Raw genomic sequence first — 17,051 nt, forward strand, 5'->3', positions numbered from 1 at the left:
CTCCTAAATACCATAAAACTCGCTTTTCTTTTGGATAACTTGGTTTTAAAGGCATATATTTGTTTATTAGTTAACAGTGTTACCCCTAAGTATACCAAGTGTTACCTATTAGTGTTAACTGTACAAAGTATTGATATAATTTTAAAAATGATATAATGTATTTATAATTTAAAATAAAAAATGTCATGGGCTTTTTTGCATTGTCTCCCTTCTTCATTTTTATTTTATGTGGATTATGGCGGACAGACAGTTGGATTAGCATTTTAACAATTAGTAAGATTTATATAATAATATTATGGGCTTATAGCTTCCCGCAATCGTTTCACTTATGCGGGATCTTCGCTTCATCCTGCTAAGTAGGATTTCGCTTCGACAGTTGGATTAGCATTTTAACAATTAGTAAGATTTATATAATAATATTATGGGCTTATAGCTCAGTTGGTTAGAGCGCTTGCATGGCATGCAAGAGGTCAAGGGTTCGAGTCCCTTTAAGTCCACCATTCTTCGTTCCGCATAGCGGAACTTCGAATGGCGCAGCCGTGAGAATTAGAAGAATGTTCTTTGTAGTTTTAACGAAGAAGGACTAAAAATTACAAAGTATTATAATAAACCCTCATAGTTTACACCTTCCCTCTCGATAAATTAGAGGTACGGCAGACAAGTAATGGATAAATTATATTTCGGTTGTTCAAATACATTTTTAATATTAATATATATTATTTTACCCCCATATTTTAATGAACTTTCCTTCATTATTAAAATTATTGCGGGCGGGAAGTACATTAAAAACAATTTTTGTGGTAATCTTATTGATATAACTTTTATAAACAAGCCCTCGTAGTTCAACGGATAGAACAGATCCGTCCTAAGGATAAAATCTGGGTTCAATTCCTAGCGAGGGTACCAAAACATTATTAGAATAATTGTATAATCCCGTCTTCAAATATATTATAATTGTTGCGGGGTATAGCTTTGCAGAATAGTGTAATATATTAATAGGATTATTTTTTTAATGTATTTTTATAAAATTGTTCCACGTGGAACAATTTAGCTAGACTTGGCTTATTTTATGTCTTTTTTATATTTAACAAAAAATAGCTTTAAGTTTTTTATTTATTATTTAGTATTTTGAGGTTATCTATATAAATCAAATTGTTCCACGTGGAACAATTTAGATAATTTTAAATAATATGTCACAAATCGGTGTAATAGAGTAATTTTATGCAAATCGTGGTAGTCATAGTCATGGACATAATTTTAAAGTAGAAGTTGTTGTAGAAGGTAAAATTGATAAAAATACAGAATTTGTTGAAGGTATAGATGATTATCAGATCATTTTAGAGCTAAATAATATAATAAAAGAGATTACTAATAAGGACTTAAAAGAAATTTTAATAAAAGAAGGGTATATATCATCTGGTAATGAATCAATTGCAATGTATTTTTTGAAATTTCTTAAACCAAAATTTCCTGTAAAATTTATAAAAATTTGGGAAACAGAAAATAGATATGCTGTTGTATATTCAGAAGAAGTTTAAAATGTTCCACCTGTCTGCGCGTAGCCGCTTCAGCGAAGGCAGGTGGAACATTTTATATATATTTTGGCTCATTTGAGCCATTTTTTTGTACATTTAATAAAATAATAGTTACAATATTGGCTATTTTATGTATTTTTTGATATTTTAAGAATATTTATATGAGTCAAATTGTTCCACGTGGAACAATCTATGTAATTTTTTAGTAAATTAAATAAAAGATAGTTCTATGTCATTTTATATTATAAATTTTTATTAATTATATATTTATAGTCTTTTATAGTATTTAAAATGTTCCACGTGGAACAATTTAGCTAAACTTGGCTTATTTTATGTCTTTTTTATATTTAACAAAAAAATAGTTTTAAGTTTTTTATTTATTATTTAGTATTTTGAGGTTATTTATATAAATCAAATTGTTCCACGTGGAACAATTTAGTATATTATTTGTTTATTAGAGTTATTTTTTTTAGAAATAAAAAACTCCCCTAAGATCAAAACATTATGTATTTTATACCTGGGGAGTTTCACTCCCCATTTTTAGGCCTATTACCAAGGGTATTTTATCTATATTAAATAAGATACTTTTAGTAATTTCCATTTTCATTCTTGCTCTGAGGAGCATTGTATTTTTATATTTTTCTAAACAATCCTTATTATTTTTATACTTTTTTATTAGATCTCATGCTTTTTGCACAGGATTCTAAATTTATAAAATTTTATTTTTATTTTTGTAATAAAGGCTGTCTAGAATTGTTAATGTTCTACTATAATATAAGTATATCATAAGTTTTCAAAAAAGTCAATCTCATATTTTGGCTTATTCAAGCCAAAAATATAAATTTTGTTTTATTATTGCTTTATATTAAATAATATATTTATACATTTTTGTAAAGTTATGCACATATAAATACACTTATCAACAGACTTATCCACAGATTTAACATTCTTATACCCAAGAATTAACATGTTATCCACAGATTTTTAATATGATTAATTGATATTTTTTGTTGTGATCTTGTATTTTTAATGAAATTTATGAATTTATATTAAAATTTAGTAAAAATGTATCAATTTGTATAATTTTTATATATTTGTAAAAATAGTTAAAATAAGCCAGTTGTGTTATAATTATGAGTATATATTCATAATTGACCTTATTTCATTATCTTCAGAATGATGATAAAATTTATCTATTATGGATATTGTAAAAAAAGTAAAACAATTTGTTGAAAGTGAATGCAAAAAACCCACAAGCAAGTATGGATATGAGCCTTTTGTTTATCATTTTTTACCAATGCTCAAATATGCAAAGGATCTAAGTGAAAAATATAAAGCTGATCGAGAAATTGTCTTGCTTTCTGTATGGCTTCATGATATTGGCTCTATTATATGTGGAAGGGAAAATCATCATATTACTGGATCGCGTATTGCAGAGGAGAAATTAAAAGAATTAGATTATTCAAAAGAAAGAATAAAATTAATTAAAAATTGTATTTTGCATCATCGTGGATCAAGAAATGAGAAAATGAAAACAATTGAAGAAAAAATTGTAGCTGAGGCTGATGCAATGAGTGCGTTTGATAACATTTCAGGAATTTTCAAGGCTGCATTTGTTTATGAGAAACTTGATCAAGGTGAGGCAAAAAGGAAAGTAAGAAAAAAATTTGAAAACAAGTGGAAACAATTATCTCCAATTGCAAAAAAGATTATAAAGAAAAAATATGATGCAATTATGTATATATTAAAAGATTAATTATAAATATAAATGAAGAGACTTAAATGTAATATTGGTGAATATGGAATTGTTTTAAATAGTAAAAAAGAATTTTTGATTTTGAAACTTCCTATAAACAAAGAATTTAAAAAAGAAATGTGGATGTTGCCAGGTGGGAGACTTAATTACAATGATCAAGCGGAAAGCGGTTTAATGCGAGAAGTATTTGAGGAAACTGGACTCAAAATAAAAATTGTCAAACCAATACATGTTGCTAGATGGGGTATTGAAAAACCAATAAAATATTCTGTGTTTTTTTTATGCAAGTTAACAGGTAATAAAGTTATAAAACTCAGTAAAGAACATACTGAATATAAATGGGTTGATTTTTCTTTTATAAATAAGATTTCGTGGAATAATATAAATACTAAAATTGCAGTAAAAAAAGCAAAACTAGAATATTTAAATATATTAAAAGAAAATTAATAATTATGAAATTATCAACAAAACAAATAAATTTTATAAACAAAAATTATACAGCAGTTTTTACAACATGTGACTCAAGAAATAAACCAAATTCTATTTTTGTAGAAATTTGTAAAATTGAAGATGAAGACAAAATTATTATCACAGATAATGAAATGAAGATTACCAGAAAAAATTTGCAAGAAAATTGTAATGTTTGTCTTTTGTTTAATGACAATAAATATAATGTGATAAAAATTTTTGGAAAAGCCAAATATTTTAAGTCGGGCAAATATTTTGAATACGTAAAAAAATTAAAAGATAATATTGGACATAATCCCAAAGCAGCGGTTGTAGTAAAAGTTTTAAAAATAATTGAAATTTCTTAAACAAAAAGAAAAGGGAACCGAAGTTCCCTTAATGTGCGATTGATGAGATACGTTATTGACAGGAGCAGGTGTGTTTTTTCTTCAACATGCTGAGCGTAAGCTTTCCATCTCCGCGTTTGATTTTTCCGATTTTTTTTGGTTTGTATCCGTCTGGAACATCAAACATTGTACCATCTTCAATCGGAGTTTGAAGGATGAAACTTATTTTTTCAGTCCCAACGGATTCTGCGGGGCAGTCGTAAAGCACTTCACCATTGTGTTCAGCGCTTTGAACTATACTACCTATTGGTAGTTCAATTTGGAAAACTTCATTAGCTGGTGTGTTTTCCGGAATTTGGACTATTCCTTTCTTATACAGCATTTTTACCTCCTGCTGTTTTTTATTTCGCCTATATATTACTATGCCAATCTTATATTGTCAATTGTATAATCTAGTATTTGATGTTTGATTTTAATATTTATATAAATAATGATAAAATGTATTTATATTATTAATAATTAATTAAATGGAAATAAATAAGCTTTTAAAGATTGCTGTTGAAAAAAAGGCATCTGATTTACATCTTGTAGTAGGTCATGTTCCAGTTTTGAGAATTGATACGGAAATTAAGCCAATGAAAGATGAATCGGAAATAAGTAATGTTGAGTTAAAGAAAATGGTGGAAGGTATATTGACCGTAAGTCAGAAAAAGAAATTTTATGAAGATAGGGAATTAGATCTTTCTTATGAAATAAATAATGTCGGTAGATTTAGAATTAATCTGTGTTGGGAAAAAGATAATGTAAGTCTTGTTTCTAGAATTATAAACAACAAGATTCCAAACATGAATGATTTGGGATTAAATGATGTTGTTGCTGAAATGTTGCTACAAAACCAAGGACTTATTCTTGTCACAGGGCCAACTGGTAGTGGAAAATCTACAACTCTTGCTTCAATGGTAAATTATATAAATGAAAATAGAAAAGTTTCTATTATAACCCTAGAAGATCCTATTGAGTATTTGTTCCCAAAAGCAAGTAGTATTATTACTCAGCGTGAACTTGGTTCTGATATGAAAACATTTGCCGCAGGATTGAAACATGTACTTCGTCAAGATCCTGATATTGTAATGGTTGGTGAGATGAGAGATTTGGAGACTATTGCCCTTACTTTAACACTCGCAGAAACTGGACATTTAGTACTTGCAACACTTCATACTCCAAACGCATCTCAGGTTATAGATAGAATAGTAGATGTTTTTCCTGCTTATCAACAAACTCAAATAAGAATGCAGTTTTCTATGGTATTAAATTCTATAATAGCTCAGCGTATATTACCTAAAAAAGGAGGGGGACTTATTGTTGCAAGAGAAATATTGATAAATACCCCTGCTATTTCAAATATTATTCGTGAGAACAAAATACCTCAAATTAAAACTGTCATACAAACTAGTGCTGACAAAGGCATGTCTACAATGGTTCAGGCAGTAAAAAGATTATATGAAGATGATTTAATAGAAGAAAGTTTAGCAGCATCACTTCTTGCAGAAGAAGATATGAGGCAAAGCACCTCCTAAAAAAATAAATAATCAAAATATGGAAATAAATAATAAAGAACTTAGTATAATTATTTTAGCTGCAGGCAAAGGGGTTAGAATGAATCAGGATATTCCAAAAGTATTGACTATGCTTGATAATGGTAATTGTTTAATAGAAAATCTTTTGGAAAATATAAAAGAGACAAATTATATCAATAATGTTTCTGTTGTTGTTGGATTTAAAGGAGATGATGTGATAGATAAATTAGGAAATAAATATAAATATATTTGGCAGAGAGAAACCTTGGGAACAGGGCATGCTGTAGCTCAGTGCAAAAATGAATTAAAAGGTCATTTCGATAATCATCTCATACTTTATGGTGATACTCCTTTTATATCTCCTGCGACAATAGAAAATATTATAAATATGCACATGGAAAACAATTCTATTTTTTCTATATTAACCTTGCAATTGAATAATTTTGAAGATATTAATTCATGTTATATGAATTTTGGTAGAATAGTAAGAGATGCTAATGGTGAAATTACAAAAATAGTTGAATTCAAGGATGCTACTGATGAGGAAAAAAATATTACGGAAGTTAATCCAGCTATATTTTGTATAAAAGATGAGTGGTTATGGAAAAATTTAGATAATATAAATTCTAATAATAATCAAAAAGAGTATTATCTTACAGATTTGATAGCTATGGCACATGATCAGGGTATAAAAATAAAATCTTTTATATCAAAAAATAATTTTGAATTTATAGGTGTAAATACTATTGAACAGTTGAATTTTGCTAAAAAAGTTGGCTTGAATGTTATTTAATATATATAATATATATTTTATAGATACATTCTTTGTTTTAATAAAGAATTTAGGTAAACTATTGACACAAGGCACAAGTTTCGGTAGTATTACACTACTTAATTAAATTTATTTTTTATTATGACTAAAGAAATTAAAAATCAAGGAACCAAAAAACAAGGCAAGTCTGATAAAGGAAATATAATCTTAAAAGATGTAAAATTTGAGATAGAATCAGGCATGGTTGTTAGAGTTCATGAAAAAATTAGAGAAAAAAATGCAAAAGGTGAGGAAAAAGAAAGAATTCAGATTTTTGAAGGTATTGTAATAGCTCATAAACATGGTAAAGAAATAGGGTCTACTGTTACAGTTAGAAAGGATTCAAATGGTATAGGTGTTGAAAAAGTGTTTCCATTAAATTCACCTTTAATTGACAAAATAGAGTTAAAAAGTAGAATAAAGTCTAGTAAATCAAAGCTATATTATCTTAGAGATTATAAAAAGAGATTAAAAAAAGTTAGTATATAATTTATATTAAAACTTCACGATAAGAAGCTTGTTTGCACGGATGGTGAAATTGGTAGACACGCAAGCTTGAGGGGCTTGTGAGAGTTTTTCTCGTGGAGGTTCAAGTCCTCTTCCGTGCACCATATGTAATTTGATAAATAATTCAAAATTCATCATTGGTTATTCATAATTAATTTAGGGTCCTTGGCTCAGTTGGTTAGAGCGTCTCGTTTACACCGAGAAGGCCATAGGTTCGAATCCTATAGGACCCACCATACACGCCTTGTGTGCAATTATTAATGATGAATTTTGAATTTTCAAAATAAATTATGATTTTCTATGTATACATAGCTCGCTGTAATGATGAAACATTATATACTGGATATTGCAAGGATTTAGATGCTCGAGAAAAAAAACATAACATCGGTGAGGGAGCTAAATATACAAAATATAGGACGCCAATCAAAATTATTTATCACGAAAAATTTGATAGTAGAGTAGGCGCAATGAAAAGAGAAAGACAAATCAAAAAATTGCCTAAAGTTGAAAAAGAAGATTTGATAAATCGTAAATTAAAATAAAAATGTCATGGGCTTGTGGCTCAGTTGGTTAGAGCATCTGCTTTGCAAGCAGAGGGTCGTGGGTTCGAATCCCACCAAGTCCACCATCAAAAATACACTGTTAAAATCAGTGTTTTTTTATTACAAAAATATATAAAGTATTTATTTTTATTTTTTAGGGTTATCGGTTTATACACACTTAATAGATATATGTAAGTTCTTATGAAAATTTAAATTATATTATGTATTATGAAATAATAAGTTATTTTAAAAAAAATAAAATATATACTAATAAAATAAATTTTAATGCTTAAAATATTTTTTGATGATGATTAGTATTACTTGACTTAATTTATAAAATATGGTTATATTTACTATTGTTCTTTTTTATTTACAAAACAATCCAAGGAGGATTAAAATGAAAACACTCTATATCTTAATCATCGCTCTGTTGATAAGTATAGCAATAAGTGCCGAAACAACTTATTTTAATAATTGCTCTTTTAGGGCAATTGATACGGTTGACGGTGAATTTTTTTGGGGTTTATCAATGAATGAATTGAAGGCTCAAAAATTTGTATTGCAAGATGGAAATATTAGTATTGTACAAGAGGTTAATTTACCAGACACTCTTAGCATAGATCAATTCCCAGAAATTATTGCAATTTCTGATGAATTTTATGGGGGTGGGTTTGTATTAAGGGCTGATTGTACAGTAGTTTTTTGGTTGTCACAACTTCCAGATAATCATTTTAGACTACATTACAAAAGTGGACTAAAATCTATAAAAAAATATACCAACAATCAAATCGCCCTCTTTTACACTAGGGAAGATACGGGAGGCGGTAGTTCCATTATCCTAGAAATTGAAAATGGAGATGAAATTGAGGGTATGTACAGTGGTGACGGTACAGGTATTTGTTTTGGTGGAAATCAAAATATGACTGTAATAGGGGGTACTAGGCTTGGAGGTTATAATGGTTATGGTGATAATTTACCATGGGCATTTTTAACTGTACATCGAACTAGTGCATATAATTATTCCTACTTTTTTGACAATTATTATGATATTACCACAGCAGTATTCGTTGATGGTGATAATATCTTTGCTATTATAGAAACCAATCCAGATGAATCCGGTTTTATAACCAGAAGTTTGGTCAAAAAGCCTTATTCTGGACAACCAATTAATATTTGTACTGATATAGTGCAATATAGTAATCACCCTTACCTATTTGAAAAAATTGGAGATTGGATATACCTCGGACAACTTAATGATTTGAAGAGGTATAATATCAATAGTGAGATTATGCAATCCGTAAATATCTTGTTTGATGACAATTTTATCAGATCCTCTACAAGATTTCAGGATAAGATATTAATAGCATTAGACAATGGATTGGTTTTGTATCAACCATCAAACTCAATGCATCTAATAAACTTTTATCCACATAGAAATCCTATAGAAGTGGATAATTGCACAGCAGATACACTTTATGTGTATCCAGGTCAAATATTTCAATACAATGGATCTATGAATCCAATAGAAGAAAATTTTTGGCCTGGGAGTGTAATTGGATTAGATTCAATAACGACTCTTGATGTCGGATTGGAGATAATAAATTTTCATTGGGATTGCTCATTGTTGGATAATGAAGGATTGTTATATATTGATAATCTTCAGATGGGTTGGGTTAGTAATGGTTATTTTGGTATTGATGATTGTGGTTTGCTTGTAATGAATTTACAAAATCACATACCTGAGGGTGAATGTGGGCATATTATTACCAGTGTAAATATTACAAATAATACTCCACTTGGAATAATTGAAGAATCTTGCATAGATAATAAAACAATTATTTCCAACAATGGAGTTATTGGTGATATCGATGGATCTGGAGGAGTAGATCAAAATGATGCAATAATTGGTTTGGGACAGTGGATTAATCAGAATATTTTGCAGACCGGTTATAATCCAAACGGTCAGATTAATATAATGAGGCAATCAGTCCTTGCTCCACATCCCAGTACAGCAAATATATGGGCAATAAATGGATATTTACATAATCCAGAGGATTCATTTTTTGCTAATTTGGGAATAGGGAGCCTTTATGAAGTTGAAAATTGGGTTCCACCCAATTATATAAATAACCAAGGTCTCATAATTATAGATACTAATGATAATTTTGTCAGTATATTTTGGCAGAACTTTGATAATAGTTTTGGTGGCCAAGATATTTTGATTACAAATAACAAGGTTATGCGATGGGAATCAGAAAAAGGATTAGAGCCAATTATTTTCGAAAGAAATAAAAATCAACTAATCCAATTTCAAATTCCTATAAATGCTAAGTTATTATCATTATCAACAAAACAAATCAATTATAGTTCATCTGGAAGTAACGATGATCTTATTGATTTAGATAAGGTACTGAACAATGTCTACCCCAACCCCTTCAATTCTCAGACTTCAATTAGTTTTAATTTGTCAAAAACAGGCAATGTACAAATTGAGGTTTATAATATTAGAGGGCAATTGGTGAAGACACTATTTGCTGGCCAAAAATATGCTGGTAACCACCAGATTATTTGGAATGGTACTGATAATAAGGGTAATTTAGTTACAGGTGGAATTTATTTCTACAAACTTAAATTAGATTCTTATGTCAATACTAAGAAAATAGTGTTGATAAAATAAATATATTACCTCACCTTGCATAATGCGGGGTGGGGTTTTTGTTATATTGTATATTATTATATAAGTGATAAACTAAAATTATAATAATTAATATAAAAATACGGTAAGTTTTGAAAATATACTAGAATCTGCTCCACATGGCGTTAGATATCCAGACAAAGAAAATTAATAAATACATTAAATATTATATAGAATCCCCTGACAGTAGTCTGGGGATTCTATTTTTCTAAAATTAATGAAATATATTATTTAATAGTGCGTATTATAAAATATCAGTGTATAATGATAATTGATGCTAGATTGTGAGACAAAAAATGATGTAGAATTGGTAAAACTTGTTTTAAAAGACCAAGATTATTTTTCGTGCCTTATGAAAAGGTATGAAACAAAACTTATAAATTATATAAGAAGAATATCAAATTTTTCACTTGAAGATGCTGAGGATATTTTACAAGAAGTTTTTATGAAGGTTTATCAAAATTTGAATAATTTTGATGAGAGTTTCAAGTTTTCATCTTGGATATATAGTATTACTCACAATGAAGTAATAAGTCATTTTAGAAAAACTAAATCTCGCCCACAAAAATTTGATTTGGATATAAAAGACGATATTTTAGAAAATATTATTTCCGATATGAATGTAGAGAAAGATGCTGATAATAATATTTTAAAAGAAAGGATAAAAAAAGTTTTTTCTAATATGAATATAAAGTATAGAGAGGTTTTGATTTTGAAATTTATTGAAGGCAATGATTACAATGAAATATCAGATATTATAAAAAAACCAAAGGGTACTGTAGGTACTCTTATAAATAGAGCAAAAAAACAATTTCAAGATAAATTTAAAAACTAGAATAAATTTTATGGGAAATATAATACAGAAAGTTCTGGACAAAATAAAAAGTAGTAAAATAACACCAAAACCAAGATGGATTTTTGTTGCTAGAAATATCTTTTATTGGTTTTTAGCACCAGTATTTTTGATTTTTGGTGGTCTTTCTTTTTCTATTATTATTCATATGTTTTTAAACAATGATTGGGATTTGAGAGCAAGAGTTGGGAGTAGTCTTTTTGGATTTTTGATAGCAACTTTGCCGTATTTTTGGATTATTCTTTTTGTTTTATTTGTTATTGCGGGGTATTTTTATTTTAGAAGAACAAAATCAGGTTACAAATATGAATTTTTGAAAACTGTTTTTTATGGTGGACTTATAATAGTTGTATTGGGTATGTTTTTCTATTTTTCAAGATTTGGTGTATATATAGATAGAAATTTATCAAAGATGGAATTTTATAATAGATTTTCATGTCCAAATGCAAAAATGTGGAATAGACCTGATAAAGGTATTATTTCCGGAGAAGTAATTGATTTTGATTCAAATGGAAATATGAGATTTGTAGATATAAATGGAAAACCATGGGATGTGAAGTTTCCAAAAGAAATGCCACCGCATTTTAGGAAAATGATTGAGGAAAACAATAATAGAATAAAAATAATAGGTAATAGATTTGATGATGCTCATTTTGATTTAGAATCAATAAGACCTTTTAGATGTGGCTGTATGATGGAGGATTGTAATTGTGGAAAAAATGAAAGAAATTTTCCAGATATGCGTAATAATAGTTGTACGCATGATTGAGTAGGCCACTCTAATTAAATATTAAAAAAAAATTATGAAAAAAACTTTATTAGTAGCTGTTTTGGGTTTAATTCTTACAATGGGTATAGTATCTCTAATAAATGCTCAACAGACAAATGGTTCCAAAAATTTTGAAAAATCAAATTTTTTCCCAGGAAGAAATGAAGATGTAAAAAAAGCAATTGAAAATAATGATTACGCCACTTGGAAATCTTTAATGGCTAATAAGCCAATGTCAGAAAAAATTAATGAATCAAATTTTGCAAAATTTTCAGAAATGCATAAACTTATCCAAGCAAACGATGCTGAAGGAGCAAAAAAGATAGCAGAAGAATTAGGAATAAATTCTAGAATGGGAAATGGATTCAAAATGAAAGGACAAGGGCAGGGAAAAGGCTGTGGATGTGCAAATGGTGACGCAACAAAACAATGTGGATGTTCTGAGAGTGGTACCTGTGGTCAGTTTATAGATGAAAATAAAGATGGACAATGTGATAAACGTAATAATATACAATAATAAAAAAATCACTTTATTAAACAAAACCTCTATTTAGAAATATTATAGAGGTTTTGTTTTTTATTGAATTTAATTTGATTTTTTAAAAATATTTTTTATTAATATAAAAGTAAATTGTAGTATTATATTTGTAATAATAAGACCTATTAAAAGTATTCCAATATTTTCAAGAGGTTGCCATTTTATAAAAAATAAAATTATCAAAATAGGCCAAATATTTTTTAGATCTTGTAGTGATGGACCTATCATTGCACCAATATTTAATGATAATAAAATTAGTATCCAGCTTTGCCACTCGTTTAATTTTATTTGAGAAATTATATTTAATGGTATAATAATTAGATCTTTGAAGTTGGTTATTTCTTGAATGTTTAAATAGTTGTCTAGTAAAAATTTATTTATCAAATATAAAAATAGAAAACCACCGAGCGTAGGTGCGAGAGAAATAAATAATTGTCCTAATATTGGAATCTTTGATTTGTAGTGAGATACTTTTGGCTGTCTAGAAAATATTTTGAATTCTTTTATTTCTGCTCCAGTCAATATACATGCTATCGCATGAGATGTTTCATGTATAAATGCTCCGACAAAATAAAATATTGTTGTAATAGTGTTGTTTAGATATTTGTTATTTAAAAAATTACTAAAATATCCAAGTATAGTTATAATAATAATTATTAATCCTATATTCATTTATTTATATTTAATTATTCGCTATAATAAGTATATCACTCTTGACTTTAATTTTATATTTGATTAACTTAATTATACAAAATATATGTTTCAAAAGCACGCAGGCGGTACACAGCTTTTAAATCCAAAAGAAATATTGGAGAAAATAGTTGGTTTAGGATATGGAGACCATGTAGGTGGACTGGGCTGTGGTCCAAAAGCATATTTTGTCTTTCAGGCAGCAAGAATAGTTGGAGACAGGGGTTTGGTATATGCTGTGGATATACTAAAAGATGTGTTGTCATCAGTTGAAAGTCATATAAAAATTCAGGGATTATCTAATGTTAAGTTGGTTTGGAGTAATTTAGAGTCATATGGTGCTACAAAGATTCCTGAAAGTTCATTGGATTTAGCTATGTTTGTAAATGTTCTCTTTGAATCATCAGATGTAGCTAGTATGCTTAAAGAAGGTATAAGACTTACAAAGAAAAGCGGAAAAATACTTGTCGTGGATTGGAAAACAATTGGTGCCCCATTGGGCCCTAAACCTGATCATAGAATAAAATCATCTTATGTGAAGGAAATATTAGAAGCATATGGATTAAAATTAGAAAGTGAGTTTGACGCTGGTCAATATCATTTTGGATTATTATTTAGAAAATAAAATTATGATTTCTTTTTTGAGTGCAGAATATCTTTTTGACGCATACCCACCCGCAATAAGTAGAGGAGCTTTTTTCTATTCGTTGGGTTTTCTTTTTTTATGTATTATATTTGCAATATTGTTACAATATTTTTTTATAAAACATAAAAAGCCAATCTTTAATAGAAAATTTGATAAATATGAAAAAGAATTAGAAAAAAAGTTGGTAGATTTGCTGTTTACATTTGGTTTGATAGGTATATTTTTATTATTTTTTAGAAAAATAAGGGTTCCATATTTTCAGATGAGATTTATAATGATGTTTTGGCTAGGTACTGTATTTGTATGGTTTTCCAGTATTTTACAGAATTACCTTACAAAAGTACCAGAATCAAGAGCATTAGATGAAAAGCAGAGAAAATATGAGAAGTATTTAGAAAAATAAATCTAGAAAATAATATATAATAAGGGTCACATTTATGCGACCTTTATGTTTTATAAAAATAAAATAGGAAAATTTGGACAGAAAATAGCTATATATTATCTTAAAAATAAAGCACATAAAATTATTGCAGAAAATATATACTTTAGAGGTGGTGAAATAGATATATTAACAGAAAAAGATGGTATTTTGAGATTTGTAGAGGTAAAAACTAGAACAAACTTGGAATTTGGATATCCGGAAGAATCTATTTCAAAAAGAAAGTTAGAACATTTAAAAAGAGCTATTGATGCTTATATTTTGGAAAATAATATAGAAAAGCAGTATAATTTAGAGTTTGTAGGAGTGTTATTGAGTGGTAAAAATGCAAGAATAAAGCATATTATCATTGACTAATATATAATTATCAATTATAATATCATATTACATATAGGAGGTAATAATGAAAGCAGGTATAGTTCATCATCTGGGTGAATATGTAGATAGGTGTTCTAGATTTTTTGAGAAAGAGATCAAAGGTGGTTATGCCTATTTTTATGTAGGTAATAAGTCTGGTGGACAAATCTTTGATTTTTTTAGTAAAGATGTGTCAAATGGAGCTTATTCACAACTACTGGCGTTTATGGGATTTGTGCATGAATTTCGCAAGGGCATGCATAAAAAAAACGTCACCTTCTCCTTTGGCTCTGTGGATGTGTTGATTTATGGAATAAGTAATAAAAACCATAAGAGAGCTATGGCTGTGGTTATTTTGGCTGCATATGCAAAAATAGTCTCGAATAAAAATGTCTTTACAGAGATTCTTCAGCAGGCAGCCAAAATTGCTCAAAACAACAACAGGATGGAGGAGTTGATAATCCATGTGTTTGGAGAAGATCCATTTGCATGGATGGACTAATATTTTTAAAACTGAGAGGTTTTGCTTTGTGCAGAACCTCTCTTTGTATTTTTCCACATTTTATACCCATTTTCAGTATATTTTTCAAGTTGACAAATTTTGTAGAAGTAATAAGGTAATATATACTGAGTGACTTAAATATTAATAAATTAGGCCTATGAAAAAAATAGCTTTGATTTTCAGAAAGACCATATTTTTATCTATGGTTTTGTTTTTGTTTTTCGTGGTTACTAATTTTGCTAAAGCATCTGAGACAAATTATGACTTAGAATTTAGTAAAGAATGTAGCTTGAGAAACTGTACGGTTCCTGTTCCAACACTAGATAAACCAAATAATCAAACATTTTATTTTGATGAAAAATTTTATCTTACAGGACTTACTTGGAACGATACTGAAATAGATATTTATGTAAATGGTAAGTATAAAGGATCTGCTACTGTTGTAAATGATGAAAATAGTGATATTGCAAATTTTTATTTTTCTGTTGATGAAAAAACATTATCTAAAGGTGATCAAAATTGGGAAGTCATTGCTTGGTCAAAAAATAGATATGATAGAAGTTTTGTTTCTCAAAAAAATAAGTTTGAAATTCAATTAAGACCAGCATCAATTGTAAATCCAATTTTGGATAACAAAATTCCGGAGATTATTCCAGAAAGTGAAATAATATCTGATGATTCTACAAGTGTTGCTGAGACTGATAACTCAGATTCAAATAATATTAATGTTGAGATAGTAGAATCTGTTGATACTGAAACTAGCTCCTCTACAAATGTTACTATAGTTGGTGATGAAATTCCTGGAAATGTTGTTGTAAATACAGCAACTAGTTCAGATGGAAGTGTTAATATAATAGAATCTGATGAAAGTAATAAAGATATCTCTGCAATTAGCGAGAAACAAGAAATAGATAATACTGATTCAGAGACAATACAACCGGCAACTCCAAGTGAAGTTGAAAAAGATATTGTGAAAGACGATTTAGATCTATCCAACAATCAAACGAAAAATAAAAAATTGGGAATTTTTCTTTTGTTTGTGCTTGTCGTGGTTGTAATATTTACTACTGTTGTAACGAAGAAAAAAAAGGATTGATATTTTAGATTATTCAAAAAAAGGTCTAACTAGTTGTGTTAGACCTTTTTTGTTTATAGTTTTTAAATCTTTAGTTATATTATATGTTTTGTATTAGATTTTTTGGATGATATAAGTATATATACTATTATAGATATGCTTATGTATATATCTGCAAAATTTATAATAGAAAGGCTAAATATTTCTAAAAAATCTATTACTCCATTATAATATATCCTATCAATCAAATTACTAAAAGCTCCTATTATTATAACTCCGATTAAAAATGATTTTGTATATTCATGTTTCTTTATATGTTTTATGAATATAGAGTTTAATATTATAATTATTATAATTGTTAGTATTTCAATAATTATTTGATTTATTTTTAAACCAAATGCTATACCTGTATTTTGTGTAAAATGTAGTGATAATAATTTATTAAAATAAACTCCACTTTTATGGAGTTTATTTATCGCTAAGTATTTTGTAATTCTATCTAGTAGAAAAAGTAAAAATAATAATATAAATATTTTTGTACTTTTTTTCATTTTATAAACTTTTTCTTTTGCATTCCATACATTTTGTAGCCGTTGGAAAAACCATACATCTTTTTTCATCTATTGGTTTGCCACATTTTTCACAAGTTCCATAAGTACCTTTTTTTATTCTCTCTAACGCTTCATCTACTTTATTTAATGATTTTTCAAGTGTTTTTTCTAGATACAAATCACTTTCAAAATCTGCAACCTCTGAGGCGTTTTCATCTTCGTGTTCTCCGTAATTTGGAAACTTTGCATCATAGTCATTGTCAGCATTGTCATTTTTGTCAGCGAAACTCTCAAGTTGCTTTATTAATTCTTCTTTTTCTTGTAGTAATTTTTCTTGTATTTTATCTAATGTTTTTTTATCCATGTGTTTTATATGTTATTTAAAAAGTATAATTATTATATTTGGCTAGTGCT

20 protein-coding genes, 5 tRNA genes and 1 pseudogene are annotated in these 17,051 nt (G+C 28.0%); 22 read left to right on the forward strand and 4 right to left on the reverse strand.

Annotated features, from left to right (window positions below; all coding sequences use genetic code 11):
* The first annotated feature begins 423 nt into the window (after positions 1-423).
* The 6 genes and pseudogenes from PHZ07_00005 (at position 424) to PHZ07_00030 (ending at position 4,106) form a co-directional block, all read left to right on the forward strand.
* Positions 424-500 (forward strand) — tRNA-Ala (locus tag PHZ07_00005).
* Positions 501-831: 331 nt separating this feature from the next.
* A tRNA-Arg gene (locus tag PHZ07_00010) sits at positions 832-906 on the forward strand.
* Between the two features lie 338 nt (positions 907-1,244).
* Positions 1,245-1,538, forward strand: a pseudogene (locus PHZ07_00015) (6-carboxytetrahydropterin synthase).
* Between the two features lie 1,195 nt (positions 1,539-2,733).
* Positions 2,734-3,291 (forward strand): HD domain-containing protein, encoded by a 558-nt coding sequence (locus PHZ07_00020; protein MDD3283975.1) that lies wholly within the window; start codon positions 2,734-2,736, stop codon positions 3,289-3,291.
* 12 nt (positions 3,292-3,303) lie between these two features.
* Positions 3,304-3,738, forward strand: coding sequence for an NUDIX hydrolase (locus PHZ07_00025; GenBank protein MDD3283976.1), 435 nt, complete (start codon positions 3,304-3,306; stop codon positions 3,736-3,738).
* A 5-nt stretch (positions 3,739-3,743) separates the two neighbouring features.
* Positions 3,744-4,106: a pyridoxamine 5'-phosphate oxidase family protein gene (locus tag PHZ07_00030; protein MDD3283977.1), complete on the forward strand. Its 363-nt coding sequence runs from the start codon at positions 3,744-3,746 to the stop codon at positions 4,104-4,106.
* A 52-nt stretch (positions 4,107-4,158) separates the two neighbouring features.
* Here the strand turns inward: PHZ07_00030 and PHZ07_00035 are convergent, their stop codons facing one another.
* Positions 4,159-4,467, reverse strand: coding sequence for a hypothetical protein (locus tag PHZ07_00035; GenBank protein MDD3283978.1), 309 nt, complete (start codon positions 4,465-4,467; stop codon positions 4,159-4,161).
* Positions 4,468-4,612: 145 nt separating this feature from the next.
* Here PHZ07_00035 and PHZ07_00040 point away from each other — a divergent pair, with 145 nt between their 5' ends.
* From PHZ07_00040 to PHZ07_00090, 11 genes are all read left to right on the forward strand, one after another.
* Positions 4,613-5,662 (forward strand): PilT/PilU family type 4a pilus ATPase, encoded by a 1,050-nt coding sequence (locus tag PHZ07_00040; protein ID MDD3283979.1) that lies wholly within the window; start codon positions 4,613-4,615, stop codon positions 5,660-5,662.
* Positions 5,663-5,681: 19 nt separating this feature from the next.
* On the forward strand, positions 5,682-6,455 hold the full coding sequence (locus PHZ07_00045) for an NTP transferase domain-containing protein (protein MDD3283980.1): 774 nt from the start codon (positions 5,682-5,684) through the stop codon (positions 6,453-6,455).
* A gap of 120 nt (positions 6,456-6,575) precedes the next feature.
* Positions 6,576-6,962: a 50S ribosomal protein L19 gene (locus PHZ07_00050; protein MDD3283981.1), complete on the forward strand. Its 387-nt coding sequence runs from the start codon at positions 6,576-6,578 to the stop codon at positions 6,960-6,962.
* Positions 6,963-6,996: 34 nt separating this feature from the next.
* Positions 6,997-7,084: transfer RNA gene (locus tag PHZ07_00055), tRNA-Leu, on the forward strand.
* A 55-nt stretch (positions 7,085-7,139) separates the two neighbouring features.
* Positions 7,140-7,216 (forward strand) — tRNA-Val (locus PHZ07_00060).
* Between the two features lie 54 nt (positions 7,217-7,270).
* On the forward strand, positions 7,271-7,522 hold the full coding sequence (locus tag PHZ07_00065; GenBank protein ID MDD3283982.1) for a GIY-YIG nuclease family protein: 252 nt from the start codon (positions 7,271-7,273) through the stop codon (positions 7,520-7,522).
* 9 nt (positions 7,523-7,531) lie between these two features.
* A tRNA-Ala gene (locus PHZ07_00070) sits at positions 7,532-7,608 on the forward strand.
* A 311-nt stretch (positions 7,609-7,919) separates the two neighbouring features.
* Positions 7,920-10,199 carry a FlgD immunoglobulin-like domain containing protein gene (locus PHZ07_00075; protein ID MDD3283983.1) on the forward strand — a complete coding sequence of 760 codons (2,280 nt, stop codon included), beginning with the start codon at positions 7,920-7,922 and terminating at the stop codon, positions 10,197-10,199.
* 292 nt (positions 10,200-10,491) lie between these two features.
* Positions 10,492-11,052, forward strand: coding sequence for a sigma-70 family RNA polymerase sigma factor (locus PHZ07_00080; protein ID MDD3283984.1), 561 nt, complete (start codon positions 10,492-10,494; stop codon positions 11,050-11,052).
* A gap of 10 nt (positions 11,053-11,062) precedes the next feature.
* Positions 11,063-11,839, forward strand: coding sequence for a hypothetical protein (locus tag PHZ07_00085; protein ID MDD3283985.1), 777 nt, complete (start codon positions 11,063-11,065; stop codon positions 11,837-11,839).
* A gap of 34 nt (positions 11,840-11,873) precedes the next feature.
* Positions 11,874-12,356, forward strand: coding sequence for a hypothetical protein (locus tag PHZ07_00090; protein ID MDD3283986.1), 483 nt, complete (start codon positions 11,874-11,876; stop codon positions 12,354-12,356).
* A gap of 69 nt (positions 12,357-12,425) precedes the next feature.
* On the opposite strand, the gene PHZ07_00095 is transcribed toward PHZ07_00090, so the two are convergent.
* A complete protein-coding gene (locus PHZ07_00095; GenBank protein ID MDD3283987.1) occupies positions 12,426-13,049 on the reverse strand; it encodes a M50 family metallopeptidase in 624 nt (207 codons plus the stop codon).
* 85 nt (positions 13,050-13,134) lie between these two features.
* Between PHZ07_00095 and PHZ07_00100 the strand changes: the two genes are divergently transcribed.
* The 5 genes from PHZ07_00100 (at position 13,135) to PHZ07_00120 (ending at position 16,107) form a co-directional block, all read left to right on the forward strand.
* A complete protein-coding gene (locus tag PHZ07_00100; GenBank protein MDD3283988.1) occupies positions 13,135-13,692 on the forward strand; it encodes a methyltransferase domain-containing protein in 558 nt (185 codons plus the stop codon).
* A 4-nt stretch (positions 13,693-13,696) separates the two neighbouring features.
* Positions 13,697-14,116 (forward strand): hypothetical protein, encoded by a 420-nt coding sequence (locus PHZ07_00105; protein ID MDD3283989.1) that lies wholly within the window; start codon positions 13,697-13,699, stop codon positions 14,114-14,116.
* A gap of 45 nt (positions 14,117-14,161) precedes the next feature.
* Positions 14,162-14,509 (forward strand): YraN family protein, encoded by a 348-nt coding sequence (locus PHZ07_00110; protein MDD3283990.1) that lies wholly within the window; start codon positions 14,162-14,164, stop codon positions 14,507-14,509.
* A 46-nt stretch (positions 14,510-14,555) separates the two neighbouring features.
* The gene (locus tag PHZ07_00115; protein MDD3283991.1) at positions 14,556-15,011 is read left to right on the forward strand and encodes a hypothetical protein; all 456 of its coding nucleotides are present in this window, start codon (positions 14,556-14,558) and stop codon (positions 15,009-15,011) included.
* 157 nt (positions 15,012-15,168) lie between these two features.
* A complete protein-coding gene (locus PHZ07_00120) occupies positions 15,169-16,107 on the forward strand; it encodes a hypothetical protein (protein ID MDD3283992.1) in 939 nt (312 codons plus the stop codon).
* A 74-nt stretch (positions 16,108-16,181) separates the two neighbouring features.
* Here PHZ07_00120 and PHZ07_00125 read toward each other — a convergent pair whose 3' ends face one another.
* Both PHZ07_00125 and PHZ07_00130 read right to left on the reverse strand, forming a co-directional pair.
* A complete protein-coding gene (locus PHZ07_00125; GenBank protein ID MDD3283993.1) occupies positions 16,182-16,706 on the reverse strand; it encodes a signal peptidase II in 525 nt (174 codons plus the stop codon).
* Complete coding sequence (locus PHZ07_00130; protein MDD3283994.1) at positions 16,639-17,001, reverse strand: TraR/DksA C4-type zinc finger protein; 363 nt, start codon at positions 16,999-17,001, stop codon at positions 16,639-16,641. Before PHZ07_00130 ends, PHZ07_00125 begins: the two co-directional genes overlap by 68 nt.
* Positions 17,002-17,051: the final 50 nt, after the last annotated feature.

The organism is Patescibacteria group bacterium (assembly GCA_028692545.1).
In the GTDB taxonomy this organism is placed as follows: domain Bacteria; phylum Patescibacteriota; class Patescibacteriia; order UBA1558; family S5-K13; genus STD2-204.